Source organism: Glutamicibacter sp. Je.9.36, from assembly GCF_051129975.1.
Classification (GTDB): Bacteria; Actinomycetota; Actinomycetes; order Actinomycetales; family Micrococcaceae; genus Glutamicibacter.
The window spans coordinates 535,553-559,827 of the sequence record NZ_JBCPSN010000002.1 but is presented as its reverse complement, the minus strand read 5'-3'; the positions used below and the strand labels follow the sequence as shown (position 1 = coordinate 559,827).

Here is a 24,275-nt window from a genome sequence, read left to right as displayed (position 1 = left end):
TTACAGATGGCCGAAGAGCCATCGATTAAGAGCATACTTGATCACCGTTCAATTGTCTTGATCAGTGTTCAATAAATTTTTTATGCGACGAAGAATTGTTCGTAGACCAAGCCCAGGGCCAAGAGGATCATTATGGTTCCGGAGCACATGGTTACGATGCGTGCCGCCATGGGCCGGGAACGAAGCAGTACCTTGGCAGCTAATGCAACGGAGAAGTACACGAAGATCGATACCGCGAAATGAGTAAGCCCAAGAGCGCCGGTTTGCAGGGAGAGCGGAAGATCCAGGGACGGATCCAGGTACTGCGGGATGAGGGCCACATACAGCAGTAGTGCCTTGGGGTTAGTACCGCTGGTGAGCAGGCCCTTGAGGAATTGGCCGCGTAGCGATCGATGCCGGACCTTGTCCAATAGCGCGACGGTGCTATCGGTAGGTTCGGGATTGCTCCGAGGGTAATCGCCATCGAGTGCTTCAATCTCCGAGGTAGATGGAGCATCGGCATCAAAGAACCTGGCGTTCCTGCAAGAACGCAGGGTCGCGATGCCTAGCCACAGCAGATAGACCGATCCGGCTGCCGTGAGCCAGAGGAGAAGTGACGGGGAACTCGCGACCAGGGCCGCAATTCCGCACACCAGCAATGCAGTATGAACCAGGTATCCCGAGAGCAATCCCCATACGGCTGGGCGATAGCTGGTTTTGCCCAGTGCAGAGGAAATGATGTACGCCCAGTCGGCGCCGGGCGTGCACGCCAACGTCACCGATACCAAGAGGAATCCGGTGAACTGCGAGAGATCCATTGCTTCTCCAAAATCTAGAAACCTGTGCTCTGATAACAGTAAGGAAAAAATCGTGAAATGTGCTTGCCGATTCTTTGGGGACATCCGTCCATACGGCAAGAAAAAATTGCTCTGGCGTTAAATGGCGCAAATTATTTGTGCTGTAGTCTAATTTCATGGATGAACTAGACCGTGCGATCTTGGCCGAGTTGCAGAATGACGGACGGATGAGCGCTACCGCGGTAGCTGCAAAAGTTGGGCTATCGGTGGCTCCCTGCCATCGCCGGATCAAAGATCTTGAGCGCAGGGGAGTCATCAGCGGCTACCAAGCGGTGATTGACCCGGAGAAGGTTGGACTGGGATTCGAGGCCCTGGTTTTCGTCACGTTGAAAGACAGAGCACAGCTTAAGCATTTTGAATTAGCGGTAGAGAGGGAAGAGCTAATAGTTGATGCGCAGCGCCTTTTCGGCGAGCCAGACTTCCTATTGCGAGTCTTTGCCAAGGATCTGCCGCATTACCAGCGTGTATACGACGAGGTCCTAGTTGACCTACCGGGCGTGGAAAAATTGACGAGCACCATAGTCATGCGAAACATCAAGGAGCGGGCGGTTCTGCCCGTCTAGGACGTCTTGTCGGACGGCTTCCGGTTGCGGGTTACCGCCGGCGTCAAGGACAACGAAATAATCAGAACTACCGCGCAAATCCATAAGGCCTGAGGCAACTTCAAGGTATCGACGACGAAACCAATAAATGGCGGACCGCCAAGCATTGCTCCATATCCAAACGCACTGACGATGCTCACCGCTTTTGGACCCAGGCGTTCTCCGCGGGAAGCCGCGATGCTCATGCCCAAGGGGAAGCCGAGCGAGCTACCGAGGCCCCACAATGCTGCACCGAGGCCTACTAGGTAGGGACTTGTGCCGGTGATGAACAAGCCGACGCCGAGAAGGCCGATAATTCCCATGATCAGGAGTGTATTTTTCGTGCCGAAGCGGTCCACAAGGCGACCGCCGACAAAGCGTCCCAGCGTCATTGCTCCGACGAACAAGGTGAACATGAGCGCGCCAATTTGATGCTTGAAACCGTGCCCGTCAACCGAAGTAACGGCAATCCAATCATTGGCCGCACCCTCGCTGAAACTTAAACCGGCGACCATTATGCCAAGCAGCAGCAAGAGTCCCATTTTGTGCGTTGATTGAGTTCGGTTCTGGGGGACATCCTTGTTGATTGGAACCAAATTTTCGTTTTCCCAGCAGGTAATACCTCGATGGGCAACGTAAGCGAGAAGAAGAATGATGACCGCGACAAACGAGAAGTGCCAAAGGCTCGAGATATTCAAGGAAATGGTTGCTGTTGCCACCCCGGCGCCAATTAGGGTTCCCAGGCTGAAGAACCCATGAAGGGAAGGCATGATGCTACGCCCGACACGACGTTCAACCTGTGCGCCGCTGACGTTCATCATGATGTCCAAACAGCCAAAAGTAAGCCCGTAAAAGAACAGGGCTACGTAGGCAAGAGTGGCTTCCTCGGTTATCGAAATAGCTATGCCCAGTACGACCAAGCATGCTGCTAATCCGATGGGCAAACAGCACAACAGGCGGCGTGTTGGAACGAATTTGCTCACCGACGGAATAAGGGAGATTCCGAGCAAAGTTCCGATGGTGCTGCAAATCAAGAACGACCCGAGGTTCAAGCCAGAGAAATCGAAAACAGCGTCGATAATGGAGAGGCGGCCTGCCCAAGTCGCAAAAGATAATCCTGCAAGAAGGAATATTAGATTGATGCTGGTGCGTTCCGTGATTCTCTGTCGCGCGAGGTGGGCGACCAGTTGGGTCATCGGGCACTGTCCCTTTCGATTTCTACAATTCCTAGAGTTTATCTCAAATTAGGGGGATAAGTTACTGTTCAGTCGGGATTCTGAGTGATTATGCGCCGCTGCACGGCTCACGATCATGACATTCACAGATTCGACGGCCGGACCAGGAAAAGAAACGGTGGTGAAGAACGAAAGTTCTCGCTAGTCAGCAGATTTCTTTGCGGAAAATACGGGTGTGGTGGCATTGCCCACCGGGAAGTACGCTCGAGATGAAAACTCGTAAATTTCTTGCGTGCAGAGGTGGGATCGTGAAGTTGAGTTCCGAACAATGCGGAGTGATCATCGTGGGTGCTGGATTGGCCGGGTTGGTTGCAGCGTCCGAGGCACTTGATGCAGGACTGAGAGTCCGAATCCTGGATCAGGAAAACAGGGGTAATCTCGGCGGCCAGGCTTACTGGTCTTTTGGGGGACTGTTTCTCGTTGATACTCCTGAACAGCGCCGCTTGGGAGTTCGTGATTCTTTTGACCTTGCCTGGTCGGATTGGCAGCATAGTGCACAATTTGACCGGTTGGACGATGAGGACCTGTGGGCGCAACGTTGGGCCAAAGCCTACGTGGAGTTCGCAGCTACTGAAAAACGGTCCTGGATCAAGCAAAAAGGCATAGATCTGACTCCAGTTGTGGGCTGGGCAGAGCGCGGCGATGGTCGCGCCGAAGGGCATGGGAATTCTGTACCCAGATTTCACATCGCCTGGGGAACTGGCACCGGGGTGTCGATGCCATTTGTGAATAGGGTGCTCGACGGACTGCAAACGGGACATGCCGAGTTGCTCAACCGCCACAGGGTTACTGGATTGGTGACCACTGACGGTTCAGTTACCGGCGTTCGCGGTGAGGTCTTGTCGCCTGATGACGCTCCACGCGGGCAACAGTCGTCAAGAAACGTGGTTTCGGAGTTCGAGTTTTCGGCTGAAGCAGTGGTGATTGCAACCGGGGGAATAGGCGGAAATCAGGACCTGGTTCGGAAATTCTGGCCCGACAGGCTCGGCATCGCGCCGGGGCGCATGATTACCGGCGTTCCGAATTATGTTGACGGCAGCGGCATTGAACTCTCGCAGGAGGTGGGGGCGCGTCTTGTTAACCGCGATCGAATGTGGCATTACACAGAGGGAATCCAGAATTGGAACCCAATTTGGCCCGCTCATGGAATTAGAATTTTGCCCGGTCCGAGCCCGATGTGGTTCGATGCTGAAGGGAACCGCCTTCGTCCTCCTTGCCTTCCGGGGCACGACACTTTGGGCACGTTGAAATACCTGCGCACCGATCCCACTGCGCGAAAGTACGACTATTCATGGTTCGTGCTGAATCAGCGAATTATCGAGAAGGAGTTTGCGCTGTCAGGGTCGGAGCAAAATCCAGATCTGACTAATCGGGATAAAGCCGGAGTTATCAAGGACCGGATCTTTGGCAAGGGTGCTCCGGGGCCGGTCACGGATTTCTTGAACAAAGGTGCGGATTTCGTTTCAGCGACTACCGTCGAGGAGCTCGTCACGAAGATGAATGCAATCGCCCCGGAAGCACATATTGATCCGATGCGGCTTCACCAGCAATTAATGGTTCGTGATTCGCAAACTGAAAATCCATTTAACAAAGATCGCCAAATTCAATCGATCCGCAATGCCCGAAAGTACATCGGAGACCGTTTGACCCGAGCAGTCGCTCCGCACAGGATACTCGATCCTGCGGCGGGGCCATTGATAGCTGTGAAGCTGCACATTCTGACGCGAAAGTCATTAGGCGGACTGCAGACAGACCTATCTGGGCGAGTCCTCAAATACGACGGAACAGTTCTTGACGGGCTTTATGCGGCCGGTGAAGCATCTGGATTCGGGGGAGGCGGGATGCATGGGTACAACGCGCTGGAAGGAACTTTCTTGGGCGGGTGCTTATTTAGTGGCCGGCAAATAGGACGAGGGCTGGCTGACAGGCTCGGCCAGAAAGGGCCTCAGGCTAGAAATGAGGCCTAACACTGGTCAAACTCCTAGATCTGGATAGATGCGAAAACCGCCGTTCACTTGTATTACCAAGTGAACGGCGGTTTATTTTGTACCCCCGGCCGGATTCGAACCGGCGACCTAGAGATTAGAAGAACCTCCAAGCGGTTTCCGACCGTTTCCGCCACCGTCAAAATCCGCATGATTCCGGGGAACCGATGGGGAGCGGGCACGGCATTTTCCGCACGGTCCCATCAAATATGTGGTGCAAATTGTGGTGTAGATTCACTCGTCGCGGTCCACCGTGATGCTGAGGCGTACAGCTCTTTCGGGCACTCTGTCGAAAGCTTTGTTTCGGTTGGTTCAGTAGTTGTCGTCAAGGGGCTGAACAATCTAGAAACAGGACAACAGTGCCCCGCAGAAATCTACGGGGCACTGTTGACGATTATGCAGTTTTTGGCGATAAGAATTTTTTTACTCTAACGCGCTCGCGCTGTTCCCGCTCAGATCGCACGGTAGTGAGTGCATTTTGGAACTGCTCAGATTTTTTAAGTGAGGGTTTCGTCGGTCGTGGCTTGCGTCCAACGAGTTCAATCTTTCCCATTGGTGGCTCCTTCCAATAAGGATATCTTAGCTTAGATTTCGGGTCGATCGTGTTGCCTCGCTGAAATAAATGCTCAGCGCAGCAGCCAGAAGTGAGACCGTAGATCCATCTCTAGAGTCTAGATCTCCAACGTTGGGCGCGTCCAGAGTCAGCATTCCAAATCCAAATTCCCCAACCCGGATAGGCGCTGATATGAATGTCTTATATCCTTTTCCGCTTCCTTCCCAAGAAGCTGGAGCTTGCGACAGATCAGCTACGAACTCAAAGTTGCTGGGCATAGACAGAACTTTGAAGGCTTTGTCACCGCGTGAGGTGCCACGAACAAAGGGTTGAGGCTTTTGATTTCTTCCTGCCCGTGCTAGCACCGTCATTTTGTTTCCGTCGTCGCTAACTTGGTAAACCACAGCTCTGACATTAGGCACTAGGGCGTAAGCCACAATGAGATCCTTAGCCACAGTGCGACTGGCATTCTTCAGTGCTTTTATCCTCTCGCCCGCCCTTGTAGTCGATAGCTGGCAGGCTTCTTCGAGAAGTGGGGGTATCGCTTCATCCATGACTCTCTCGCGCGCCGCAGTCGCATCTTCATCGACATCGCTTTTTCGACTCCAATATGTCGTTGCGACAGGTGGCAGCACCGTTAGCGCGGCGGTGACTACAACGAGCGAAAAGGACCAAAATCCATCAAAAGCATGGGGCAAAGCAGAACCACATAGGACGCCACTAAGTGTTGCGATTGAACCTGACCACCCGGGGTTAGAGTTGCACCAGAAAGCTAACCAGTTCCAGGTAGCCATAAAAGGGTTCATAGGATTTCGCACCATACTTACAATACCTGAGAGATCGGAATCGACACACAACGCTACTATAATTTAGGTATTTCCGAGACGTAGTTAAAACTGTTCCTCGAAATATCTATTTCCGCCATGCTCCTTATTGATAGATCGCAAATTCTTGCTTTGATGGTTAAAGTCATTTAACCAAAAGGGAAGCCCTCAAATCTCACGTTGAGATTTGAGGGCTTCCTTTTTTGATGGACCTATCTGGACAGGCTCCCGTGGTGCGGCCGCCTTTGCGAGCCCAGCGGTGCGGTGACCTTGCCCTGCCGCCGCGCAGTGGTCTATTCGATATCGCCTTGGCGTCCGGCAGCCAGCCAAGGAACGAAGCGTTGGAAGAATTCCTCCACCACTGGCAAGGCCATGACGCGAGTAACCGCTGCGGCGATACCCAACGCCAGCGCGGCGGCGCCGGTGGCTGCTTCTGGGCTGCCCTGGGTGGCCGCACTATAGATCGACGGGGCCATGGCGGACAGGGCCACGATGACTGCGAGGATCGTGCGGACGGTAGCTCGCCATGGGTGCTGGGACTGCGTGGTGACGGCTGCATGTTTAGCCATGTTCTAACTTCCGTTCTGTGTGTTCAGGTAGCGCTGGAGCCCGTAAATGGTCCAGCCTTCCGGGGCGCCGTCCAGCTTCAGCGGTACTCCCTTAGTGGTCTTGTTGTAGAAGCCTCGGGCCTTGAGGAAGCGCTGCAGCTCGTACCAGAACCAGTAGCCATCGCCGCCATCGACCTTGAGCTTGGTGCCCTCCGGCACGCCGGAACGGGCGTGCTGGGTCTTCTTGTAGTAGCCGTTGGACTGAAGCCACTCCATGGCGTCCTTGACGCTGAGCTTTCCCCAGTCCCCGTCCCAGCGCTGGTTGTAGCGGACGCCGATCTTGATCGCTTCCATCAGGATCTGGAATGCTCCCACGGTGATCTCGCCGAAGTCCTTGTCAAGAATCAAGTCTTCATAATCCGTCGGGAAGACCGTGCTGCCATCTGGCGGGGTCGAGTTCAGCTGTTTCTTTGCCTCCGGCTTCGGCTGGGGCTTAGGCTTTGGTTTCGGCTTGCTGGATCCGGCCGGCTTGACGCTCGGCTTCTGGCCTCGGAGAACTCGCTGCGTCTGCTCGCGCATGTCATCCATTGTGTAGCCGTTGATGTCGATCTTCCGGCCACGTGGCAGCGCATATTCGGAGTGCCCGCACACGTAGGATGCGTCGTCCTCGTTGATCGCATCGAGCAGACCGGCGTTCAGCAGTGGGTAGGAGTCGCGCATTTCGTCGGTCCAGTCGTCAGCGTTGGCCGCCTCGGCCTCCACACCAAAGAAGTACGTGTTGCCCGTGCGGCCCTTCCAATATCCATACCCGGCGTGGTTGGCTCGGCCAGCAGCGACAATGACTGCAACACCGCGACGATCCAGGTACACGTTGCATAGAGGGCCGGGCAGCCCTGGGCGGCCATAGGTGACCACGTTCAAGGAGGGCCGGGTTTTGGAGCCCTTCGGACCAGCCGTCCAGTGATCCATCACGCCCTTCGGGTTGAACGATGCCGAACCACGAGTGGACCACCCGGGCACGTATTCGACCTTGAGCCCACGTGCTTCGAGGTGCCGGACCAGAGTGTCGATACGGGGCATTTAGTTGCCTTCTTCCTCGCCGGATCCAGCGGCTACAGTGGTGGGTGCTTCATCCGAGGCGTGGTCGATCATGCGGCCGAACCGAGTCACGTCCCAGTCCAAGGTCTGGTCATCCTCGGGAATGTCGGCAGCGGCGACGTCTTTCCCAGCCGCCGCATCTTTGATCTCGGTCATGGCTAGTTCCTGCCTTTCGGGCATAGAAGTACCCAGACACCGTTCGTGCCTGGGCATAAGAAAAGCCACCGGGGTGGGTGGCTTAGGTTTCTGGTGCGTATTTCGATTTCAGTTTGCCGACATCCTGGACGAGCCGCTCTTGGGCTTTATCGGATTCTTTGGCAATGACGATGTGCTCGTCTAGCTTCTCTGTCGTTTCTGCTAGCTTGTAGGCGGTTTCGTTGCCGCGGTCCTCAATACGCTTGACCGCGTCCTTGATCGACCCGCCATGATTAGGTGTGACCTCATGGTGAATGCGCTCCGTCTTCTCTTCCAAAGTGAGGATGCGAGCTGACACACCAGGCTCGGCATGCTGCACTATTTGGCCTGACCGGTCTTTCTTCTCGGGCTTTCCGTTCCATTGATCGAGGAACGCCGCAAACTCTTTGAGCCTCGACCAGATCACCTTCACCGGCTTCCAAAAGAAAGCAATCAGCAGAATGAATGCAGCCGTATACCCGAGCCAGCCATTCGGCCCGCCCAGGAACTCAGGAATTACCGGCATACACACCCCTCGGGGGGATTACGGGACGACTGAAAAACTTGAGCAGGCATCAAGCCCACCTCCAATCAACGGGCGCACAAATCGACGCCCAAGAAATTCGGAATCCCCGGCATCAGAAACCGTTTCATTCATGGCCGGGAGGAAAGAGCAATTCAACGGGTCATGCAGGCCAAGCCCGTGAGGAAGGTGGACCTACCATCGCACTGACACGTCGGCAATAAGAATCAGGATGCCCCGGCTCTTTGTCACATGATTCTTTCCTCGTCATAAAAGGAACGTGTCCTATTGCATCTGCCATTGTCTATCTCAGATGCTTTTGTCATCTACATGTATTCTCGCCGTAGTTCGAAAGGAAGTACCAAGTTGATCGCCCCCGAGTCCGTGAAGTCCTTACATGTTGAAACTAAGAGAAAACCGTTGGGTGGTGGTGAAGATGTCAAGCTCGGAGAGGGTACTGCATTTGTCATGGAACACGCCGGAAACTTGTTCCTAATCACCAACATGCATGTCGTCACTGGGCGTGACCCTGTGACTGGAAATCCGTCGGGAAGCGCCGCGTTGCCAACTACTTTGCACACGTGGCATAACACCCCAAATGTAGGTCAATGGGCAAGCGTGAGCTACGAACTGTACGACCAGGATGGGCGCGCCATATGGTACGAACACCCACGAAACGCATCGTGGGACATGGTCGCGATACTCATTGGACCGCAAAATGGACTCAAGTACTATCCCTACCAATTCACACCCCCTCCGCGTCGCCAACAGCTTTCGCCTGGTTCCGATCTGAGCATCATCGGATTTCCTTTCGGCACCGCCTCAGATGGCCGCTTCGCTATCTGGAGCCGTGCAACCATTGCTTCCGACCTCGACGTCAACTACGGAAATCGCCCCACATTCTTGGTGGATTCGCGAAGCCGCCCTGGACAATCCGGCTCACCAGTCGTTTTCAAGAGTGACGGGATGAGCGCGGACCAAAGTGGCAATGTTTTCATCGGAACCGGCCACCCGTTCACTGAGTTGCTCGGGATTTACTCGGGAAGGATCAGCGCGGAGTCGGATATCGGAATCGTCTGGAAGGCCGATGCAATTCTGGAGATGCTCTCCAACCCGATTCGATCGCAGCGGATCCTGGACGACTAGATCGGTCAGGCTGTTTGTGGCAGGGTTGCGCCACCACATCCCGGATGCACCAATCGCCGCCCACGGAATCGACTCAATCATGGCGTACTCCCGGTTCTAGCGGTTCATGAATCCACGCTGGCATGTGCACCCCTCGGTGGGTTCCGGCTGGTCTGGGTTCGAGTAGACAACTAGGCCTCCTAAACTTTATGAATTCAACTTGGCACTGTTCCGATAAACGAATACTTGAAAAATAAATAAATAACGTTTGTGCATCATTTCTCTGGAATTCCAGGTTTTGGCAATTTGCTCAATATCCTCTGCCTTACGCTTAGGATTTGGGGCACTCAGGGAGAGTGCAAGAAAGAGTCTGAGCGTGTACCTATACGTGCTTGGTCCACTGGACCTGAAGCGTCATGACGAACTGCAACCACCTGTCGCGGGCGGCGAATACCAGGAATGGGGCGAAATTACCGTGAACGGCCAAACATTCACGCAGATGGTTTGGAACCCCACCCCTGGAACACCTCTCGTAGAAATGGATTTCTACGGAGGCTAGTAGATTTCCGTGTCGAAGTTATCGAACGCGAAGCCGACACCATTTGCCTGAGCGAATCCCACGAACCCGTTTAAGGTGAGAGCTGTTGCAGCTGACGTGAGTACTGCGGCGCCGTTCAGGTATGCAGTGAGCACTCCGCCGGCGTAGCGAATGCCGATTCGGTCTCCTGCGCTCAGCGTTTGGTATCCGGATAGGGTGTTGATGGTGCCGCTGACGCGTTCGCGAAGTCGCATGCCCGAGGTGTTGATTTCCAACCGGTAGCCATCCGGCGAACCACCCAATGTTCCCCGGAACAGATCCAGGTAGATGCTGCCCGAAGTTGGCAGGGCTGGAATATCTACGAATACGGCACCGCCCACACCACTGATGGGCAGGCCCACGAAGCCGATGGTCGGCCCGGAACCCTTGATGACTTGCCCGCTGGACACGGCGAGCATGTTCGCGTCGCCCTGCCACACATCGAGGCGCAGCCCGTCGCCGGCGCCGGTCTGCATACCGACAAGATTCGGTGAATCTCCCAAGCTGAAGCGTGCCTGATACAGTGCACGACCCGGTGCGCGTGGAGCTGTGAGAGGACGCGAAGCTACGACTTGGCGAGTATCCCTGATAACGATTGACATGATGGCCTCCTAGTACCAGCCGAGATTGTTGACATGTGCACGGATCGCATTAGCGACCGCTGTGTTCGCCGTCGAGTTCAAATGAGCGGCATCAACGGAGAGGGAATCAGGTTTGAGTCCGTCTGCTTGCTGCTGCAGATCCGTTGAGGTTGGTGTGATCCCGGTGTCTGCCCAGACTTGGGAGCCGGTCAGGTAGGCGCGCAGGTCGAAGAACCAGTCGCCGTACTTGGAGCGCTGGTAATCGTTGACGGCAGTCACTTCAACGTCCTGCAAACTTCCAGGCGTTTCGGTGGAGTCCACGAATTGCCCGATCACCAGGACACGCTTGATCATGGGCGAGAACCACTTGACCGTATTGTCCGTGTATTCGATAACCTTGACGTTCGATCCGATTGTGCGCAGGCTGTTCTTGCCGATGTTCAGCATAGGCACGCTGCTGCGGTAGGCCTGCCCGAGTTCGGAGACGAACGGGGTATCGGCTGCTACCGCCACGACGCTGCCTGACGCGCTTCGGGCGAACGTGATCTCCGTGGAAGTAGATGCCAGGGTGCCGTGTACTCCATTGAGCCAGCCGGTGTACGGTTTCAGCGCGGCCATGGTTTCCATGTTCGACGCCGTCACCACGACGCTGCCCGAGGCGGGGATGCTGCCGCCGATGACGGTCAGCAGTGCTGGGTAGGAGCCAATGCGAGCGGCAGTATGCTCAACTCGTTCGGCTGAGCGTCCCTCGCCATGCACCGTCGCGCCGGTGTCCGCAAAAGCGGTCTCCAAGAACGGGCCAAGAAGGTAGCCAGTCGAAGAACTCCATATAGGGATGCTGTTCACGTTCGGGAAAGCGATTTGCAGGTCCCCGTTAGAGTCAATGATCCGGTCGCCGTTTGCAAGCCCGGAACCTCCGCCAGAGCCCCATCCGCCACGCTGACCCCACGAGTTCAGGACCTCTGGCGGGACTTGCAACGTGTTCTTGTCCACTCGTAGCTCGGAGTAGAAGAACGCCGAGTCAGTCAGGCCGATGAACTGGCCGTCGCTGTCGTGGATCCCCAATCGGTTACGCAGGTGGAATTCTGCGTAGTCGGTAGGGCCTCCATCAGTGTCTCGTGATCCTAGCCAGGTCTGGTAGTCCTGCGAGTCTGAATGGACGTGGTTCACCCCGGAGTCTCGGCCGGCGAAGATCGGGGCACGGGCGTCCGAGCCGTCCAGCGCATCGAAGTTCGCTTTCATGTAGTCCCAGCCGACCTGATTCAGCGGGTCGCCTGGATCGCCCTTCGAACCACGAGGGCCACGGACATTGCCAATAATTACATAACGCCCAATAACTGTTGCCACTGGCGTCACCACCTCACTACTACATCGCCCAAAGTGAGCTCTGGTATTGGTCCTGTTTCAAGGTCCGGGTTATCAGGGTCGAGATAAAGCCACGTGTAGCCACGTGATGGTGGCTCGGTGAGGCCTACCCACCAGATGTACGGGGTAATAATTCCGCCACCGCCGCCGCCTGCAACATCGATGACTTCAGAGAGCAGCGCATCGTCCGCCCCGGGACGGATCTTCCACCCGGGGAAGTCCATGAGCGCGGTTCCAGCGTCACCACCGAGCCAACGGATGCGCATCCGGTAGAAAGCGTCACCAAGCATCAACGAAGTATCAGCCAGCAAGACGGAGACTTCCCCTGACACTGGGTCAGGTTTCTCAACTACGGGTTCCGTCGGATACAAGAAGCCGGCACGTGGCGCCACGGCACCGATCAGCGCCTCGTTAGGTTCGAAGATCACTTCGACTTCCTTGGGGTCCATTTTGTGACCGCCAATATCTTGCACCGTGAAAGTGATGTTAGGCATTCAGGCCCCCTTTGGGCATCAGAAAACCCACCGGCTATGCGGTGGGTTGTTGTGCGAGTTTGAGTTGTGCAGTGAGGATTGCAGTCTGGTGATTCGCTGCCGCTAGTGCCTGCTGGTACTGGCTGATCACCAGCTCTTGGATCTGAACCTGGTTCTGCAGTGGTCCGATTTCTGCTTCCAGGGTTTCGAGTCGTTGCTCGATTGTTACCTCTGGTTCCGGGCTTGGATCTCCCATTTGTCGGCTCCTTAGATTAATCTGGTGGGCATGCGCCCAAAACTTATTGCTCTGCTTGCTGTACCCGTGTTCGCTCTCTTTGGCTGTTCGGCAGCGAAAAGCACACCGGAACCTACGGCGACTGTCACCGTGACCGCCACGCCATCGGCGAGCGCCGAGAATAGTAATGATGCTGAGCCGACGCTCGCGGTTCCCGAGGAGAGCCTGTCGCCGGAAGAGAATTACCTGAATGGGGCGCGAATGAGCGATCACTCGTTGAGCAAGATGACAGATAAAGAGCTGCTCAAGCTTGCCGAGCAATCTTGCGAGAGGCTCGCTGAAGGTGAAAAGATTCCCGAAGTGATTACTGCGGGAAGCGAAACCAAACGACTATCTGCGAACATGGCTGTCCGAAATATGGCAGGTAGCCAATTGTGTCCCGACAACCTTTAGCCGCAGATCCAAATTTTTTTGTTTTCGTCGATGTGCAAGTTCGGCTCCGCTCCTAACTTGGTGGAGAGGCTCGGCATGAAAATATCGGGCGAGGCTATATTCGTCGAAATTCCGTTCAGCTGAAGCCCTGCGGGTGACAGGATCTGCAACGTTGCCCCGTTATCAGATATGGTCGCATTCAACGTCCGTATAGTTCCGCCGTCAGTCGGATCTATTTCGACGTTGCCGGCCTTGATCTTTCCGCCAGTTATTACATTCACGTCGTTGCGTACGGTCAGAGTTCCGTCAGCTGCAATCCCCAGCGTTCCAAAATCCGCTGAACCATCCGGGCGCAGTTCAAAAAGTCCAGCAGTCATGCGTCCGTCCGATGCGATGCCCAAAGCGCCGAACTTGGCGGAGCCGTCAGGATAGATGAGCGAGTCACCTGCCTTGAACTGGCCACCGGCAATAATTTCGAAATTACCGGCGACATCAGTCGGTCCAGTCAAATGGTTCTCGCCCCTGAGGTTGTTGACGCCGTTAGCGTTGAGCACGCCATTAGATTCCAGGGTCCCGGTGATAGTCGCTGTACCAGTAACCTGCAGAGCACCATTCTCGATCAGGAGAACGGAACCGTCGTAGAAGCGGACTCGGCCGCGGCCAACGGAAGCGGATGCTAGCGGACTGCCGCGCTCCAGCCGTTTGATGCGGCGTTCCAGGTCTTTCAGGTTGCCGGTGTTCATGTTGGGGATACCCATTAGCCACCCCAGTCCGTCATCGTCAACGTCACCTCAGGCTTCAACGAACCCGAGAACTCGATCAATGTCTGCTCATGCCACACATTCGGCAAATACGGGTCACTGATCGTTCGCCACCGCACAGTGCAACCAAGCCGGAACTGCCCAACATGCGGTGGCCCATCAGCATGAACCTTCAACCCACACTGGCGGATCGTCGCATCATGATTAGTCCGCTCAGCCGTCACCAACGCCTGCAAGCGCGGCATCTTATCCACACTCTTACCAGCAATCACACGCTCCAACGCCGGGTACGGTGAACCACCTGGCTTCTGCGACGTGGTCACGAGCATGTCTTCCTCAGACCCCTCACCCGTGATGTACACGTGGTTCGCCAACTCAGAGCCAACCACCTTGTAATCAAGATCGAGCACCGGCGAAACTGCTGCGTCCAAATCGTATTCCAGGAGGATGCCAGACTGGTCGAACTCCATCGACCAGCCCAACGACTTATCCGACTTCCAATACGGCCTGAAGTCAACATTCAAGTCACCAGCATCAATCGATTCATCAAGGAGCTCTTTGACTTCTTCGAATTGGTACCCGTAAACATCACGATCAACCGATCCCGAGGTCTCGGTGGGAAACGAGATTGGCAGGTTCCAATTCAGATCTCCGTCGTAACTTTGTGTCCCTATCTTTACGGCGCGGATCGACAAAGTCTCATAACTGATGTTCCGCCATTCGAACGAGAACTGACCAGCCGCAGCGGTCCTATCGGAAAGCACGTGGCGACGATTCCAAAACCACCAAATGTCCGCGTAGTCGATAGTTACCGTGCGGGACTTCCAGTTGTACTTTTGATCCGTGATGATCGCCGCATACACTGGCGTGTTGTTCCATTGGACCACCAGCCAGTATTCCAGGGGCCAGAGGTTGGTGCGGTGTAGTTCCGGCATGAGTTCCAACTCAGAAACTTTGAAACTAAACGAACCCTGATGCCCCGTATTCCAAACACGCTTCCACGGGAAATCATCCACCGACAGATCATAAACAGGCATGAACGACGCACCGTCAACCAGCGTCAAACGATAAGCCACAAGACCCCCTCTAGAAGTAAGTGTCAGTCACGCTGACAACAGCAGTTCCAGAACCAGACGGGCAAGACAGCCCGAACGCGGTACGCGGACCAGAAGGAACCGGCCGGAACCCGGTCGAACCGAATGCGCCGAAGAACACTTCGCCATTCACATACAAACGCCGATTCTTGAAATCAATCCGATGCGTCACCCCAGACGGGATACCCATCGGCACCGACACCGACTGCGAACGATACGACAACGTATACCCATCAGGCATGCTCCCCGTCACCGTCACCACCGGCCACGCCTCAACTTTGCCTTTGTGATGAACAAACGAAGCACCACCAGAAGCAACAGCGAACGATTCAGTAGCCCCATACTTAAACGGGTCAACGGCTTCGAGGGGGATCTGGAATCTAAGGTAAGTATCAGTTTCCAGGGTGCAAGAGATCTTCCCCCGCGGATCAACCGAAGCCCACTGAACCGGCCCATGCCCAGAGACCACGAATTTCGCCGCACCTCGGAACGCCAACGATGCAATCAACTGCTGAGCCTCATGCAAATACCCATGATTCAACGATGAAACGCGTCCTTCGAAGGTGATCAGGCGCGGTTCATAGAATATGGGGGTGCTAAGTTCGCCATCGGAGTTGTCTCGCGCAATACGATTTCTCTTAGGCTGCGGAGAATCCCACCACCCTTCAATTTCCCCTAGTCGCTTCCACGAACCTTCGCGTTGAACCCCAGTTAGGGGCACGCCACCCAGCGTTACAAGCTCATCAGCCAATTCGCACATCCCCTCGTCGGAGTTTGTCACTGATCGCATCCGTTACAGCGCGAGCTACACGGAGTTCGTCAGTAGCACCGTTGATCTGGACGGTGATCGGCGGCAGGCTGGATCCGGACGAGATGACCGGGGCCGCGGTGGACTGCATGACCGAAGCCGAAGGGATGCCCACCGATACGCCTCCGATCTCGCCGCCCGTAGCGTGGCCACGGATGGAACCAGCATTCAGTGCCGCTCGGAATTGGTAGACGCTGTCGTGCCCACCCATGAGCTGGACTTCCTTGGCGGTGAGCATATGCTCGCCGTTGGAAGCCATGATCGGCACATCATCCGAAGTTCCGGACCCGGGTCCGAAGATCGCACCACCGGTGGCCTTCAGCTGGCCACCGGATCCACCTCGGCCGTTGGAAACGTGCGACTCGGAGTAGATGGAGTTCTCATGCGTGGTGATCCACACGTGAGCGGTCTTCCCATCGAGCGCATCTATCTCAGCCTTGGTTCTCTCAGCTTCCAAACGCGCAGCTTCCGACATCCACGTTTCCACTGAAACGTCTTCCGGAATGCCCATGACTTTTCGGGCCATCGCTTCGGCTTTCTCACCCGTAATCCCAAACTGCCCTGCAGCAGTAATGAGCGAGTCGTAAGTCGACTGCAAGGATCCTTGAAGCTCCTTCTCAGAAGCATCGCCCTCGGCGAGCGCCCGGAAGTAGTCTTCGCCGGATTGTGCGAGGCCTTCGAATGCTGCCTGGTTGGCACGTCCCTTTTCGGTGGTCACGTCTAGGGTCTTGCCGTTCTTCGTGATCGATTCTCCGACCTCGTCGATGGCGGCTTGGTAGTCGCGGTATGCGGCATTCTGGTCTCGCGTGATTATTCCGGCTTGGAAGAGGACGTCGAGGAACTTCTTGACGTCGTCTACGGTTCCTTCTGCGGTGAGGCCGACTTCTTCGAGTGCTGTTGTGGCTACGTCGGCACCTTGGGCGGCTTCTAGGGCCGCTGGCTTGGTGCCTGTGAGAGCCCAGTTCAGCAGATCTTGCTTCTCGACGGTTACGCCTGCTGCATCAGCCTGGCCCTGCAGTCCATCAATGAACTCCGGGAACTGGCCTGCGACTTCCTCAAGGGTCTGGCCGTAGTCGGCGCCCTGTTGGGCTGCAACCTGGAATCCCTTGAATGCCTCGGCTTCTGCGCCAGAATCGAGCAGCTGTTTCAGCGCGGTGTCGTATTCTCCGACTGCCTTGGAAGCAAGCTTCGCGTCCGAATCGAGGATGCCACCGAGCGAAGCCACCCAGTCCAGCGCCTTGAGGCCGCCGGGCTGGTTCAGAGTCTCAATGGCCTGACCGATACCAACAATGCCGGCACCGCCGTTACCGCTGGCCGAAGACAGTTCGTTGAGGCGCTTGGTTAGTGCCTCCACTGAAGGTGCACCATTGGTGAGCTTCTCGATGTAGTCAGCGGAGTCGCCCAGATCGTCCAAGCCAGTGCCGGCGATCTGCGCTGCGAGTTCGAAGGTGCCCAACGCAATGGCAGCAATGCCAGCGGCCTTGCCAACCTTGCCGAGAACGCCTGGAACCTTGCTACCCGAGGCACGCAGATCCTTGAACGCGTCCACCGTTTCCTTGACCTTCGGGATGATCGTGATCAACGCGCCACCGGCGAGCGCTCCGCCTCCGACGATGCCGGTGAGGATGCCTCCGATGGAGAGTACTGGTTCCGGGATGGTGCCGACGGCGTCGATGAAGCTTTCGGCGGTTTGGACTAGTCCGCGGAGTACGTCGTTGGCTCCGGAGCCTGCTTGGAGGAAGACTGTGTCGAAGGCTCCGCCGAGTTTTTCGAGGTCGCCTGCGAGGTTGTCTTGCATTTTGGCTGCGGTTTCTGCGGCGTAGCCTGCGTCGTTGACGGCTTCTTCCCATTTCTGGATGCCTTCGGCGCCTTCTTCGTAGAGGACGTTGGCGGCGCGGACTGCGTCGGATCCGAAGATTGTTTTCAGGGTGGCGTTGCGTTGTTCGTCGGACATGTCCTTGAGGGCGTTTTGGAGAATGCCTGCGTATTCGGACATGCCTACGAATTGACCGTTGGCGTCGTAGGCGCTGATGCCGAGTTCTTCCATGAGCTCTGCGGCTTGCTTGGAGTTCGGTGTCAGTGCTTGGAGCATGGTTTTGAAGCTGGTTCCTGAGTCGGAGCCGGTGAGGCCGGCTGCGGCGAAGGCGGTGAGCGCTCCGGTGGTTTCCTCGATGGTGAGGCCTACGGAGTTGGCGACGAGTCCGGATTGGTTCAGGGCCATGCCGAGGTCTTCGACGCCGCCCTGAGCTTTGCCGGCACCTGCTGCGAGCAGGTCGGCGATGTGGGGGACTTCTTCGCCGGAGAGCTTGAACTGTGTCATCGCTGATGCGGCGATTTCGGCGGCCTTGGCCACTTCGATGTTGTCTGTTGCCGCCAGGGACAGAGCACCGGTTAGACCACCGTTGATGATGGCTTGGGTGTCTACGCCTGCCTTGGCCAGTTCCTTGATGCCGCCGGCGGCTTCGGAGGCGCTGAAGGCGGTGTCTGCGCCAGCGGTGACGGCTGCGTCGCGCATGAGATCCATGTTGCCGGCGGTCTCGTGCGTGGCTGCCTGGACTTCGGACATGGACTTATCGAAGTCGGCGTAGGTGTGGAGCATCTTGCCGAAGGCAAGGGAGAGTGCGCCACCGGCGATCGTGACGGCAGGCGCGAGGGTCTGGTAGGCCTCGGCTTGCTTGGCCACGGCCGCTTCGGTGGCGGCCGCTGCTTCCTGCGCCTCGACGTTGGCCAGGTACACGGCGTCGGAGAACGCGTCGACACCGTGCGCCGCGGCCTGGGAGGAGGCCACGATCTTGCCGTTGGAGGTGACCAGCTGGCCGTTGGCGTTGTAGAGCAGTCCTGCGGCCTTGGCTGCCTTCTGGTCCGCGTCGGCAACGAGCTTGATCTTCTTCGCCGCTTCTTCGGAGAAGCGTGCGTTGTCCTGGGTCGCCTTGTTGGCGTTCTGGGTGGACTGGGTCAGATCGTCGGTGGACTTCTTGGCGTCCTTGAACCCCTTGATGAAGTTCGACACCACAGCTTCAAGCCTGGCTACTACTCTGCGTTCGGCCATGTGCCCTCCTTCGGGTTATCCCGGCAGGTCGCGGATTGGCTTATCCGCTGGCCTGTCGTAGCTGGTGTAGACCCGTTCGCCGGGGTCGGGCTTGTACGGCTCTTTGCCGAGCCCCTGGGTGGAGCGCTCACGGGCTGCGCAGGACTGGCAGACCTTCTTGTGCGCCGTGTACCAGCCGTCGTTGTCCGGGTGGTGGGCCAGCTCGGTGGGCTGACCACAGGAGCACAGTCCGTCCTCGTAGATGGTGAGGACCAAGGACAGGAGGTAGTCCTTGTCCGTCCAGTCGCCGCGCTGCCTGGTGAACCAGTGCATGGGCGGCTTCTGGACGGCTCGGGCTGTGCGCAGGACGTTGACTACTGGCCGGAGTCTTGGCTGGTGCCAGAGGCATCGGGCAAAAAATCTGCGTCCGGGGCTGGCGCTTCGGACTGCACCTGCTGACGCTTGGTCAGGAGCTTGGAGAGCTGGGCCGCTCCGAGCTTCGCTTCCAGGGTGGCGACCAGCGGGATCGTCATCTTAATGTCGCGCTTCTCCAAGGTCGGGGATTCCAACGCGACGATGGATTCGGCCAGCAGCGCCCGGTTCAACGCGACCCGCTGGGCCAGCTGATCGTCGCGGGACGCGTCGTCAGCGAGCGGGTGCTGGTCGACCAGTTCCTTGATCTTGGACTGGGGGAGTGCGCGCAGGTAGAAGGTGACTTCGGACCGGGCGAAAGCCTTCATGAGCTCTTCGCGTTCCTTCATCAACTTGGTTATCAGCGGGGAAGCACTGGTCTTCTCGCCAGCTTGGGCATCACTCTCCACGCGGATCTGCCGGGCCAGATGGTTGATCTTCGCGACCAGGTCGCCGCGCTTGAACACGGTCCCCGAATCCTCGGGGAGGCGTGCGTCATCGATCCACGCTTCAAAGTCGAATTCAGCAGGGTTTAGTTCAGTCATGGTGGGCTCCATTTCAGGTGTCGGGCTCCGAATAGGTATGGGGAAGCCCGGTGACGCAGGAGCCCATCCACGTCACCGGGCTAGTAAAAGGGGGTGCCGGCTAAACGCCTGCAGGCACCAGGACTTCGCTGACCATGTTCTGGCCGAGGAACTCCACACGGCGCTTGATGTTGCCATCGTTGCCGGGTCGGGTAGGCGAGTCGGTCTTCAGCTCGCCACCGAGGAAGATTTCATCTCCCGCGGCCCAAGCCTCCGGCGAGTCCTTGTCGGTCTCGCGAAGGTAGATCCACACGGTGGTGTCCTTGACGATCACTGCCTGGTACGCGGCATCAAGCTCGGCGATGTCCGCGCCGGAACCGGTGGTGAGCCATTCGCGAACGAAGGTCAACGCGGTCTCGTAGTTCGAAGCGCCCAACGCCTGGGCGTTGCCCTTCTGGCAGGACACCTTCTCGTTGAAGCGGTCGGATGCGGTCGGCGACCAGGTAATGTCCGACTCAAGCACCACGCACGAGAAGTCGATGCCTGCATTAAGCTCAGTTGCGGTAGGGATCGGTCCAGCTGGCTTGGTGAGCAGCATGGCCCACTTCTTCTTGCCGTCAGCGGAAGTCTTCACTTGGCATCCTCCTCAGCGTTGCTGGCCGGCTTAGCTTTCGCTTTCACGCCGGTGTCACGAATGGATGACACTTCGACGAAGCCGAGTGCCGGATTGGTCAGGTAGTGCTCCGGAACTAGCCGGATGCCCCCGCCCCCTTTGGGTCGGGCTTCCACAAAGCCAGGCTTAGCCATGGTGATGTGTCCTTTCGGTCAGACCCGAGAGCCCATGAACGGGTATTCGTCCACGAGGTACACGGGGTTAGTGGTTTCCACGGAGACCCGGTTATCCGGTTCAGCCGTGAGTACTTCGACTTGGCGAAGACGAGAGAACCGCCAGCCGGCAACCACCGGACGCTGACGGTTCAAGGATGTGCGTGAAGTGCGGGCCAACGCGTTCAGACCCTCCAGCGACAAGGCCACGACCGTGCAACGCAACGTGAACGCCGTCTGGTCCGGAATGTCGTCGCTGGAACGGTCGCCGCGTTCACCCGAGGTCTCCTCGCCCCACCCTCCGTGCAGCACCACGTACGGGAAGTCGGAGAGCTTCGGAGGACTGGACAGCTTGGCCTCGTGGATATGCACCCGCGTGCCAGGTGGGAACATCGTCTCGATGCCACGGAACACTTCGAGGCTCATATCAGTCCCTCCAAGACATCCAGGAGGTACTTCTCGAAGTTCGGTGCTTCATCGGCGAGCGCTTCGGATGGGTCGCGGACTGTTCCGCCACCGCCGTTGGCGCCGCCGAAGTAGGCGATGCCGGCGAGTCCGGCAGCTGCGTGCCGGGATTTGTTGGGCCCGATCTCCGCCGCGATATTAGTTTGCCCAAATGCGCCGGAGCTGACTTCCTCGAAGTCGACAGAACGTGCTGCGACTTTGAAGTAGTTAGACTTTCGAAGGTCCTGCTGCATCGCGGTCTTGACGTTGAGAGCGCCTTTCTTGACGACCCCTCGAACCTTAGGGATTAGTCCGTCTGGAACAAGTCCAAGGTTTTGGGAAAGCATGCGCAGTTCCGAGTCATCGAGGCTCACGAGGACACCGCCCTCCATCGTTCCGCTGTGCGGTGGGTACCGTCAGCAAGTTCGACCAGTTCGGCCTTCGTGCCCGGCCGTGGCAGATCAAATCGGGAAGAGGTGATTTCTACCAGGTCGCCCTTTTCGGCTCCGGAGAGAATGGGCAACTTGGCCAGCATGTTGGTGATTTGGTAGTTGGCTCCTGCCAGCAGGAGATCGGTTGGCTGTGCGGTTTCCACTTTCAGAGCGCATCGGCCGGTGTAGATGGTGTCGTAGGTGGCCACCTCGTGTCCCAGCGCGGGGTCGTAGGTTGTTCCGGTTGGACGCTTCACGATGCACTCGGAGGTCATAGCGAAGAGCGCGTCTCGCCGTCCCTCGGCGATCATTTGGGAGTCGAACAGATCCATTGCCTACCCCCAGAGCGAGACGCTGTAGGCGCCGGCCGGGAGTATCGCTGGCTTTGGTGTCACCAGAGCCAGTTCGTGTTCGTTGACATACAGCTCGCCGGTCGATACCGAATTATCGAACGTCTGCGAACGGGACCAATCGTCATAGGACTTTGCGAGCTGGCGTACCGAGTCCGGGTTTTTCAGCACTCGAATGATCATCGAGATCATGGCCGATGCCACCGACTCCAAGGAGACTGTGCCGTCAGCCAAGTGCTGTTCGAGATCCGGGCGTGGCACGAGCAACCTGATCCATGCCTGGTTGGACAGGCCTGGAACAATGACAGATTCCGCTTCGGAAAGAGGCCGCCATACACCGGCGATGTCCTCAGGAGTTACGCTAACGGGCATGACGGCCCCTTTCTTCTGCGGAGTTTGCTAGTCCTCGATCAGTTCGGCGGTGGTCGCGCCGGTGTCGATGTTGCGGGTGACCTTGAACAAGCCCTTCGGCCCACGCTGCTCGTACACTTCGACGCGTTCCTTTGGCTTGGCCTTTGCCGGGGCGCGACGATTAGCTGCGGGCTTCGACGCCGTCTTGGCATCGGGAGCCTTGGCTCCCGGCTTCGGCTCGGACTTGGCTTTGGCCGCTTCATCCTCGTCCTTGGCCTTCTGGGCTTCGATAGCCTCTACGCGGGCCTTTTCCTCGGCTGCGTACAGTTCGGCTTCGGTCGGTTCCTTCTTAGGCTGAGTTGCCATGTTTGTCGCTCCTTAAGCGTTCTTGATGCCGCGCAGGCGTGCAGCGGCCTTGCCGCCGAACAGTGCCAGCCCGGTGTAGAACTCAATGCGGGTACGGTAGGAAGGCTTTTCCTGCAGCTCGCCCAGGTCATCGACCTGCACGCCGCCGTTGGTTAGGCCGGTTACGCCTCGGTCGCCTTCGTCCTGGCCGAACTTCACGGCGTAGATGGAGGAGGTGTCGAGGGAAGCGCCCATGGTCTCGGACTGCGGCAGGATCAGGTTTCCTGCTGCGTCGTCCGATGGATCCAGGATCGCGATGCCGTTGTACTGCAGTACGCGCTTGCCGGTCAGGTCCTCACGGACAATCTCGGTGCCACCGATGCGGCGGCCGGCCGAACGGATCTTTCCGGAGATCTGCGCGTTGGCGTAGATGGCGCCGTTGGAACCGTTCAAACCCGGCACCTGGGCAATCAGCGCGTCGAGCATGTCGAAGAAGTCGTGCGCTGCGTCGCCGTTGGTACCAAGCACCGGAGCGCCATCAACGTCAGCGTCCAGCACCTGCGCTCCGATGAGACGCTTCTTCAGGCCGTCGAAGCCCAGAGGCTCGGTCGCCACGTCGCCGTTGAAGAACGAGTTCTGGAACTTGTACGAAGCGGCCTTGACCTTCATCGCGGTCTGCACCGCACGCTGGTCGTTCAGGTCGCTGCGGGTCTTCTGGATGAAGCGGTCTACGTCAGCGTCGCCGCCGAGGATGACCAGCGACTCGGTCGACTGGTTCACGGTACCGGTGGACTCCGAGTACGCGCCGTTCACGGCACGGAACTCAACGCCTGGCAGGGTGCCTTCAGCGTTGTACGCGTAGGCGTTGCCTTCAATGTTCATGAAGGGAATGCGGTCCAGGATGGAGGATTCCTGAACGAAGGTCTCGATGACGCCTCGCTGCAGGTGGGTGGTCGACAGCTTAGCTGCCTCGGGCAGAGTGAGAGCCATGGTGGCTTCTCCTTTCAGAGTTGCGTGTCACCGCGGCCCATCGGCCGAAGTGTCTTACTTTTTGGGTGACTGCGAGTAGCCCAGGCGCATGCGTGCCATGCCGGGAGCTACTTCTTCCGTTCCGGAACCGATGTGGCCAGCGCCCGGGACAACACCGTTGCCCGAGGCCTTTCCCCACTTCGCGATCCATGCGTCAGCGTCCGCTTCAAGTTCTTCCTTGGAACTGCCGCGCAAGCGCTCGGCCGCTTCCAGATCCAAGCCCTTAGCAGCGGCAACTTGGTACTGCAGGACCGCCAGTTGGGTCTTAGCCAGCTCCGATTCGGTGGTGCTCTTGCCGTTGCGAAGATCTTCAAGCTCCTGCTCGCGCTTTTGCTCGTCGGTCTTCCCAGCGTCCTCGAAACCCTTGATCTTCGATTCGCGTTCGGCCAGCTGGGCCTTGAGCTGCTTCACGGTTTCCCGTTCCGCTTCCAAAGCCTTGATACCTGGGGCGCCCAGTGGTTCGTTTCCTGCCGGCGGCTCGCCACCTCCCGCGGGAGTGCCGCTTGGATCAGTGCCAGCACCGCCGCCGGCCGGATCACCTCCTCCAGCAGGTGCCCCGCCAGCAGGATCACCAGCGTTCGCGGACATGACCGCGTCACCGAACTTGGCACGGTTGAACGCAAGCAGCTGCTCAAGCCCACCAGGTGCAAATGGGTCAATGAACCCGTGCATCAATGCAGGTGCAGTCGTAGATTCAGGCATTTCTTTTCCCCTATCGCAGGGTTAGTC

30 protein-coding genes are annotated in these 24,275 nt (G+C 57.4%); 4 read left to right on the top strand and 26 right to left on the bottom strand.

From position 1 onward, the window contains the following. Nucleotides 1–80 precede the first annotated feature (80 nt). On the bottom strand, nucleotides 81–797 hold the full coding sequence (locus tag AAZQ98_RS07075; protein ID WP_434690917.1) for a LysE family translocator: 717 nt from the start codon (nucleotides 795–797) through the stop codon (nucleotides 81–83). A gap of 155 nt (nucleotides 798–952) precedes the next feature. Here AAZQ98_RS07075 and AAZQ98_RS07070 point away from each other — a divergent pair, with 155 nt between their 5' ends. Next, nucleotides 953–1,399, top strand: a complete 447-nt coding sequence (locus tag AAZQ98_RS07070; RefSeq protein ID WP_105659214.1) for an Lrp/AsnC family transcriptional regulator — start codon at nucleotides 953–955, stop codon at nucleotides 1,397–1,399. Here AAZQ98_RS07070 and AAZQ98_RS07065 read toward each other — a convergent pair. Beyond that, entirely contained in the window at nucleotides 1,396–2,613 is a 1,218-nt protein-coding gene (locus AAZQ98_RS07065; RefSeq protein WP_434690913.1) for an MFS transporter, read from the bottom strand. The genes AAZQ98_RS07070 and AAZQ98_RS07065 overlap by 4 nt on opposite strands. A gap of 293 nt (nucleotides 2,614–2,906) precedes the next feature. Between AAZQ98_RS07065 and AAZQ98_RS07060 the strand changes: the two genes are divergently transcribed. Beyond that, on the top strand, nucleotides 2,907–4,619 hold the full coding sequence (locus AAZQ98_RS07060) for an FAD-binding dehydrogenase (RefSeq protein WP_434691332.1): 1,713 nt from the start codon (nucleotides 2,907–2,909) through the stop codon (nucleotides 4,617–4,619). Nucleotides 4,620–5,031: 412 nt separating this feature from the next. Here AAZQ98_RS07060 and AAZQ98_RS07055 read toward each other — a convergent pair whose 3' ends face one another. The 5 genes from AAZQ98_RS07055 to AAZQ98_RS07035 all read right to left on the bottom strand — a co-directional run bounded on the left by AAZQ98_RS07055 (nucleotide 5,032) and on the right by AAZQ98_RS07035 (nucleotide 8,360). Then, entirely contained in the window at nucleotides 5,032–5,190 is a 159-nt protein-coding gene (locus AAZQ98_RS07055) for a hypothetical protein (protein ID WP_434690911.1), read from the bottom strand. 1,117 nt (nucleotides 5,191–6,307) lie between these two features. After that, entirely contained in the window at nucleotides 6,308–6,583 is a 276-nt protein-coding gene (locus AAZQ98_RS07050) for a hypothetical protein (protein ID WP_434690909.1), read from the bottom strand. A 3-nt stretch (nucleotides 6,584–6,586) separates the two neighbouring features. Continuing rightward, a complete protein-coding gene (locus AAZQ98_RS07045) occupies nucleotides 6,587–7,642 on the bottom strand; it encodes a peptidoglycan recognition protein family protein (protein ID WP_434690906.1) in 1,056 nt (351 codons plus the stop codon). Then, nucleotides 7,643–7,816, bottom strand: coding sequence for a hypothetical protein (locus tag AAZQ98_RS07040; RefSeq protein ID WP_434690903.1), 174 nt, complete (start codon nucleotides 7,814–7,816; stop codon nucleotides 7,643–7,645). A gap of 82 nt (nucleotides 7,817–7,898) precedes the next feature. After that, nucleotides 7,899–8,360 carry a hypothetical protein gene (locus tag AAZQ98_RS07035; protein ID WP_434690900.1) on the bottom strand — a complete coding sequence of 154 codons (462 nt, stop codon included), beginning with the start codon at nucleotides 8,358–8,360 and terminating at the stop codon, nucleotides 7,899–7,901. Nucleotides 8,361–8,723: 363 nt separating this feature from the next. Between AAZQ98_RS07035 and AAZQ98_RS07030 the strand changes: the two genes are divergently transcribed. After that, nucleotides 8,724–9,503, top strand: coding sequence for a trypsin-like peptidase domain-containing protein (locus tag AAZQ98_RS07030; protein ID WP_434690898.1), 780 nt, complete (start codon nucleotides 8,724–8,726; stop codon nucleotides 9,501–9,503). Nucleotides 9,504–10,037: 534 nt separating this feature from the next. Here AAZQ98_RS07030 and AAZQ98_RS07025 read toward each other — a convergent pair. From AAZQ98_RS07025 to AAZQ98_RS07010, 4 genes are all read right to left on the bottom strand, one after another. Continuing rightward, nucleotides 10,038–10,535, bottom strand: coding sequence for a hypothetical protein (locus tag AAZQ98_RS07025; protein ID WP_434690895.1), 498 nt, complete (start codon nucleotides 10,533–10,535; stop codon nucleotides 10,038–10,040). 135 nt (nucleotides 10,536–10,670) lie between these two features. After that, nucleotides 10,671–11,987: a hypothetical protein gene (locus tag AAZQ98_RS07020; protein WP_434690892.1), complete on the bottom strand. Its 1,317-nt coding sequence runs from the start codon at nucleotides 11,985–11,987 to the stop codon at nucleotides 10,671–10,673. 5 nt (nucleotides 11,988–11,992) lie between these two features. Beyond that, nucleotides 11,993–12,499 carry a hypothetical protein gene (locus AAZQ98_RS07015; RefSeq protein ID WP_434690889.1) on the bottom strand — a complete coding sequence of 169 codons (507 nt, stop codon included), beginning with the start codon at nucleotides 12,497–12,499 and terminating at the stop codon, nucleotides 11,993–11,995. Between the two features lie 34 nt (nucleotides 12,500–12,533). Further along, complete coding sequence (locus AAZQ98_RS07010) at nucleotides 12,534–12,734, bottom strand: hypothetical protein (protein ID WP_434690888.1); 201 nt, start codon at nucleotides 12,732–12,734, stop codon at nucleotides 12,534–12,536. Between the two features lie 30 nt (nucleotides 12,735–12,764). Here AAZQ98_RS07010 and AAZQ98_RS07005 point away from each other — a divergent pair, with 30 nt between their 5' ends. After that, nucleotides 12,765–13,166 (top strand): hypothetical protein, encoded by a 402-nt coding sequence (locus AAZQ98_RS07005; protein ID WP_434690885.1) that lies wholly within the window; start codon nucleotides 12,765–12,767, stop codon nucleotides 13,164–13,166. On the opposite strand, the gene AAZQ98_RS07000 is transcribed toward AAZQ98_RS07005, so the two are convergent. The 15 genes from AAZQ98_RS07000 to AAZQ98_RS06930 all read right to left on the bottom strand — a co-directional run bounded on the left by AAZQ98_RS07000 (nucleotide 13,163) and on the right by AAZQ98_RS06930 (nucleotide 24,248). Beyond that, nucleotides 13,163–13,903 (bottom strand): hypothetical protein, encoded by a 741-nt coding sequence (locus tag AAZQ98_RS07000; protein WP_434690883.1) that lies wholly within the window; start codon nucleotides 13,901–13,903, stop codon nucleotides 13,163–13,165. The genes AAZQ98_RS07005 and AAZQ98_RS07000 overlap by 4 nt on opposite strands. Beyond that, complete coding sequence (locus tag AAZQ98_RS06995) at nucleotides 13,903–14,982, bottom strand: hypothetical protein (protein WP_434690880.1); 1,080 nt, start codon at nucleotides 14,980–14,982, stop codon at nucleotides 13,903–13,905. Before AAZQ98_RS06995 ends, AAZQ98_RS07000 begins: the two co-directional genes overlap by 1 nt. Nucleotides 14,983–14,992: 10 nt before the next feature. Then, nucleotides 14,993–15,781, bottom strand: coding sequence for a hypothetical protein (locus AAZQ98_RS06990; RefSeq protein WP_434690877.1), 789 nt, complete (start codon nucleotides 15,779–15,781; stop codon nucleotides 14,993–14,995). Continuing rightward, nucleotides 15,744–18,857, bottom strand: a complete 3,114-nt coding sequence (locus AAZQ98_RS06985; protein ID WP_434690874.1) for a phage tail tape measure protein — start codon at nucleotides 18,855–18,857, stop codon at nucleotides 15,744–15,746. Before AAZQ98_RS06985 ends, AAZQ98_RS06990 begins: the two co-directional genes overlap by 38 nt. Before the next feature lie 15 nt (nucleotides 18,858–18,872). Beyond that, nucleotides 18,873–19,169 (bottom strand): hypothetical protein, encoded by a 297-nt coding sequence (locus AAZQ98_RS06980; protein ID WP_434690872.1) that lies wholly within the window; start codon nucleotides 19,167–19,169, stop codon nucleotides 18,873–18,875. A gap of 41 nt (nucleotides 19,170–19,210) precedes the next feature. Then, a complete protein-coding gene (locus tag AAZQ98_RS06975) occupies nucleotides 19,211–19,792 on the bottom strand; it encodes a hypothetical protein (RefSeq protein ID WP_434690869.1) in 582 nt (193 codons plus the stop codon). Between the two features lie 100 nt (nucleotides 19,793–19,892). Then, nucleotides 19,893–20,405, bottom strand: coding sequence for a hypothetical protein (locus AAZQ98_RS06970; RefSeq protein ID WP_434690866.1), 513 nt, complete (start codon nucleotides 20,403–20,405; stop codon nucleotides 19,893–19,895). After that, a complete protein-coding gene (locus AAZQ98_RS06965; RefSeq protein ID WP_434690863.1) occupies nucleotides 20,402–20,578 on the bottom strand; it encodes a hypothetical protein in 177 nt (58 codons plus the stop codon). Before AAZQ98_RS06965 ends, AAZQ98_RS06970 begins: the two co-directional genes overlap by 4 nt. Nucleotides 20,579–20,596: 18 nt before the next feature. Continuing rightward, entirely contained in the window at nucleotides 20,597–21,022 is a 426-nt protein-coding gene (locus tag AAZQ98_RS06960) for a hypothetical protein (protein ID WP_434690860.1), read from the bottom strand. Then, nucleotides 21,019–21,414 (bottom strand): hypothetical protein, encoded by a 396-nt coding sequence (locus AAZQ98_RS06955; protein ID WP_434690857.1) that lies wholly within the window; start codon nucleotides 21,412–21,414, stop codon nucleotides 21,019–21,021. The genes AAZQ98_RS06960 and AAZQ98_RS06955 overlap by 4 nt, the downstream gene beginning before the upstream one ends. Further along, nucleotides 21,411–21,803, bottom strand: a complete 393-nt coding sequence (locus AAZQ98_RS06950; RefSeq protein WP_434690854.1) for a DUF6093 family protein — start codon at nucleotides 21,801–21,803, stop codon at nucleotides 21,411–21,413. Before AAZQ98_RS06950 ends, AAZQ98_RS06955 begins: the two co-directional genes overlap by 4 nt. A gap of 3 nt (nucleotides 21,804–21,806) precedes the next feature. Further along, on the bottom strand, nucleotides 21,807–22,193 hold the full coding sequence (locus AAZQ98_RS06945) for a hypothetical protein (RefSeq protein WP_434690851.1): 387 nt from the start codon (nucleotides 22,191–22,193) through the stop codon (nucleotides 21,807–21,809). A gap of 27 nt (nucleotides 22,194–22,220) precedes the next feature. Next, the gene (locus AAZQ98_RS06940) at nucleotides 22,221–22,538 is read right to left on the bottom strand and encodes a hypothetical protein (RefSeq protein ID WP_434690850.1); all 318 of its coding nucleotides are present in this window, start codon (nucleotides 22,536–22,538) and stop codon (nucleotides 22,221–22,223) included. A 12-nt stretch (nucleotides 22,539–22,550) separates the two neighbouring features. Further along, nucleotides 22,551–23,507, bottom strand: coding sequence for a major capsid protein (locus tag AAZQ98_RS06935; protein WP_434690848.1), 957 nt, complete (start codon nucleotides 23,505–23,507; stop codon nucleotides 22,551–22,553). 54 nt (nucleotides 23,508–23,561) lie between these two features. After that, nucleotides 23,562–24,248 carry a hypothetical protein gene (locus tag AAZQ98_RS06930; protein ID WP_434690845.1) on the bottom strand — a complete coding sequence of 229 codons (687 nt, stop codon included), beginning with the start codon at nucleotides 24,246–24,248 and terminating at the stop codon, nucleotides 23,562–23,564. Nucleotides 24,249–24,275 lie beyond the last annotated feature (27 nt).

Excerpts from the sequence above, each read along its gene's own strand:
- AAZQ98_RS06950 (WP_434690854.1), bottom strand. The coding sequence starts at position 21,803 with ATGGATCTGTTCGACTCCCAAATGATCGCCGAGGGACGGCGAGACGCG.
- AAZQ98_RS06975 (WP_434690869.1), bottom strand. The coding sequence starts at position 19,792 with ATGACTGAACTAAACCCTGCTGAATTCGACTTTGAAGCGTGGATCGAT.
- AAZQ98_RS06965 (WP_434690863.1), bottom strand. The coding sequence starts at position 20,578 with ATGGCTAAGCCTGGCTTTGTGGAAGCCCGACCCAAAGGGGGCGGGGGC.
- AAZQ98_RS06930 (WP_434690845.1), bottom strand. The coding sequence starts at position 24,248 with ATGCCTGAATCTACGACTGCACCTGCATTGATGCACGGGTTCATTGAC.
- AAZQ98_RS07070 (WP_105659214.1), top strand. The coding sequence starts at position 953 with ATGGATGAACTAGACCGTGCGATCTTGGCCGAGTTGCAGAATGACGGA.
- AAZQ98_RS07000 (WP_434690883.1), bottom strand. The coding sequence starts at position 13,903 with ATGGGTATCCCCAACATGAACACCGGCAACCTGAAAGACCTGGAACGC.
- AAZQ98_RS07045 (WP_434690906.1), bottom strand. The coding sequence starts at position 7,642 with ATGCCCCGTATCGACACTCTGGTCCGGCACCTCGAAGCACGTGGGCTC.
- AAZQ98_RS06935 (WP_434690848.1), bottom strand. The coding sequence starts at position 23,507 with ATGGCTCTCACTCTGCCCGAGGCAGCTAAGCTGTCGACCACCCACCTG.
- AAZQ98_RS07010 (WP_434690888.1), bottom strand. The coding sequence starts at position 12,734 with ATGGGAGATCCAAGCCCGGAACCAGAGGTAACAATCGAGCAACGACTC.
- AAZQ98_RS06945 (WP_434690851.1), bottom strand. The coding sequence starts at position 22,193 with ATGCCCGTTAGCGTAACTCCTGAGGACATCGCCGGTGTATGGCGGCCT.
- AAZQ98_RS06940 (WP_434690850.1), bottom strand. The coding sequence starts at position 22,538 with ATGGCAACTCAGCCTAAGAAGGAACCGACCGAAGCCGAACTGTACGCA.
- AAZQ98_RS07035 (WP_434690900.1), bottom strand. The coding sequence starts at position 8,360 with ATGCCGGTAATTCCTGAGTTCCTGGGCGGGCCGAATGGCTGGCTCGGG.
- AAZQ98_RS07005 (WP_434690885.1), top strand. The coding sequence starts at position 12,765 with ATGCGCCCAAAACTTATTGCTCTGCTTGCTGTACCCGTGTTCGCTCTC.
- AAZQ98_RS07040 (WP_434690903.1), bottom strand. The coding sequence starts at position 7,816 with ATGACCGAGATCAAAGATGCGGCGGCTGGGAAAGACGTCGCCGCTGCC.
- AAZQ98_RS06960 (WP_434690860.1), bottom strand. The coding sequence starts at position 21,022 with ATGAGCCTCGAAGTGTTCCGTGGCATCGAGACGATGTTCCCACCTGGC.
- AAZQ98_RS07025 (WP_434690895.1), bottom strand. The coding sequence starts at position 10,535 with ATGCAGACCGGCGCCGGCGACGGGCTGCGCCTCGATGTGTGGCAGGGC.
- AAZQ98_RS07050 (WP_434690909.1), bottom strand. The coding sequence starts at position 6,583 with ATGGCTAAACATGCAGCCGTCACCACGCAGTCCCAGCACCCATGGCGA.
- AAZQ98_RS06980 (WP_434690872.1), bottom strand. The coding sequence starts at position 19,169 with ATGCACTGGTTCACCAGGCAGCGCGGCGACTGGACGGACAAGGACTAC.
- AAZQ98_RS06985 (WP_434690874.1), bottom strand. The coding sequence starts at position 18,857 with ATGGCCGAACGCAGAGTAGTAGCCAGGCTTGAAGCTGTGGTGTCGAAC.
- AAZQ98_RS07075 (WP_434690917.1), bottom strand. The coding sequence starts at position 797 with ATGGATCTCTCGCAGTTCACCGGATTCCTCTTGGTATCGGTGACGTTG.
- AAZQ98_RS07015 (WP_434690889.1), bottom strand. The coding sequence starts at position 12,499 with ATGCCTAACATCACTTTCACGGTGCAAGATATTGGCGGTCACAAAATG.
- AAZQ98_RS07055 (WP_434690911.1), bottom strand. The coding sequence starts at position 5,190 with ATGGGAAAGATTGAACTCGTTGGACGCAAGCCACGACCGACGAAACCC.
- AAZQ98_RS07065 (WP_434690913.1), bottom strand. The coding sequence starts at position 2,613 with ATGACCCAACTGGTCGCCCACCTCGCGCGACAGAGAATCACGGAACGC.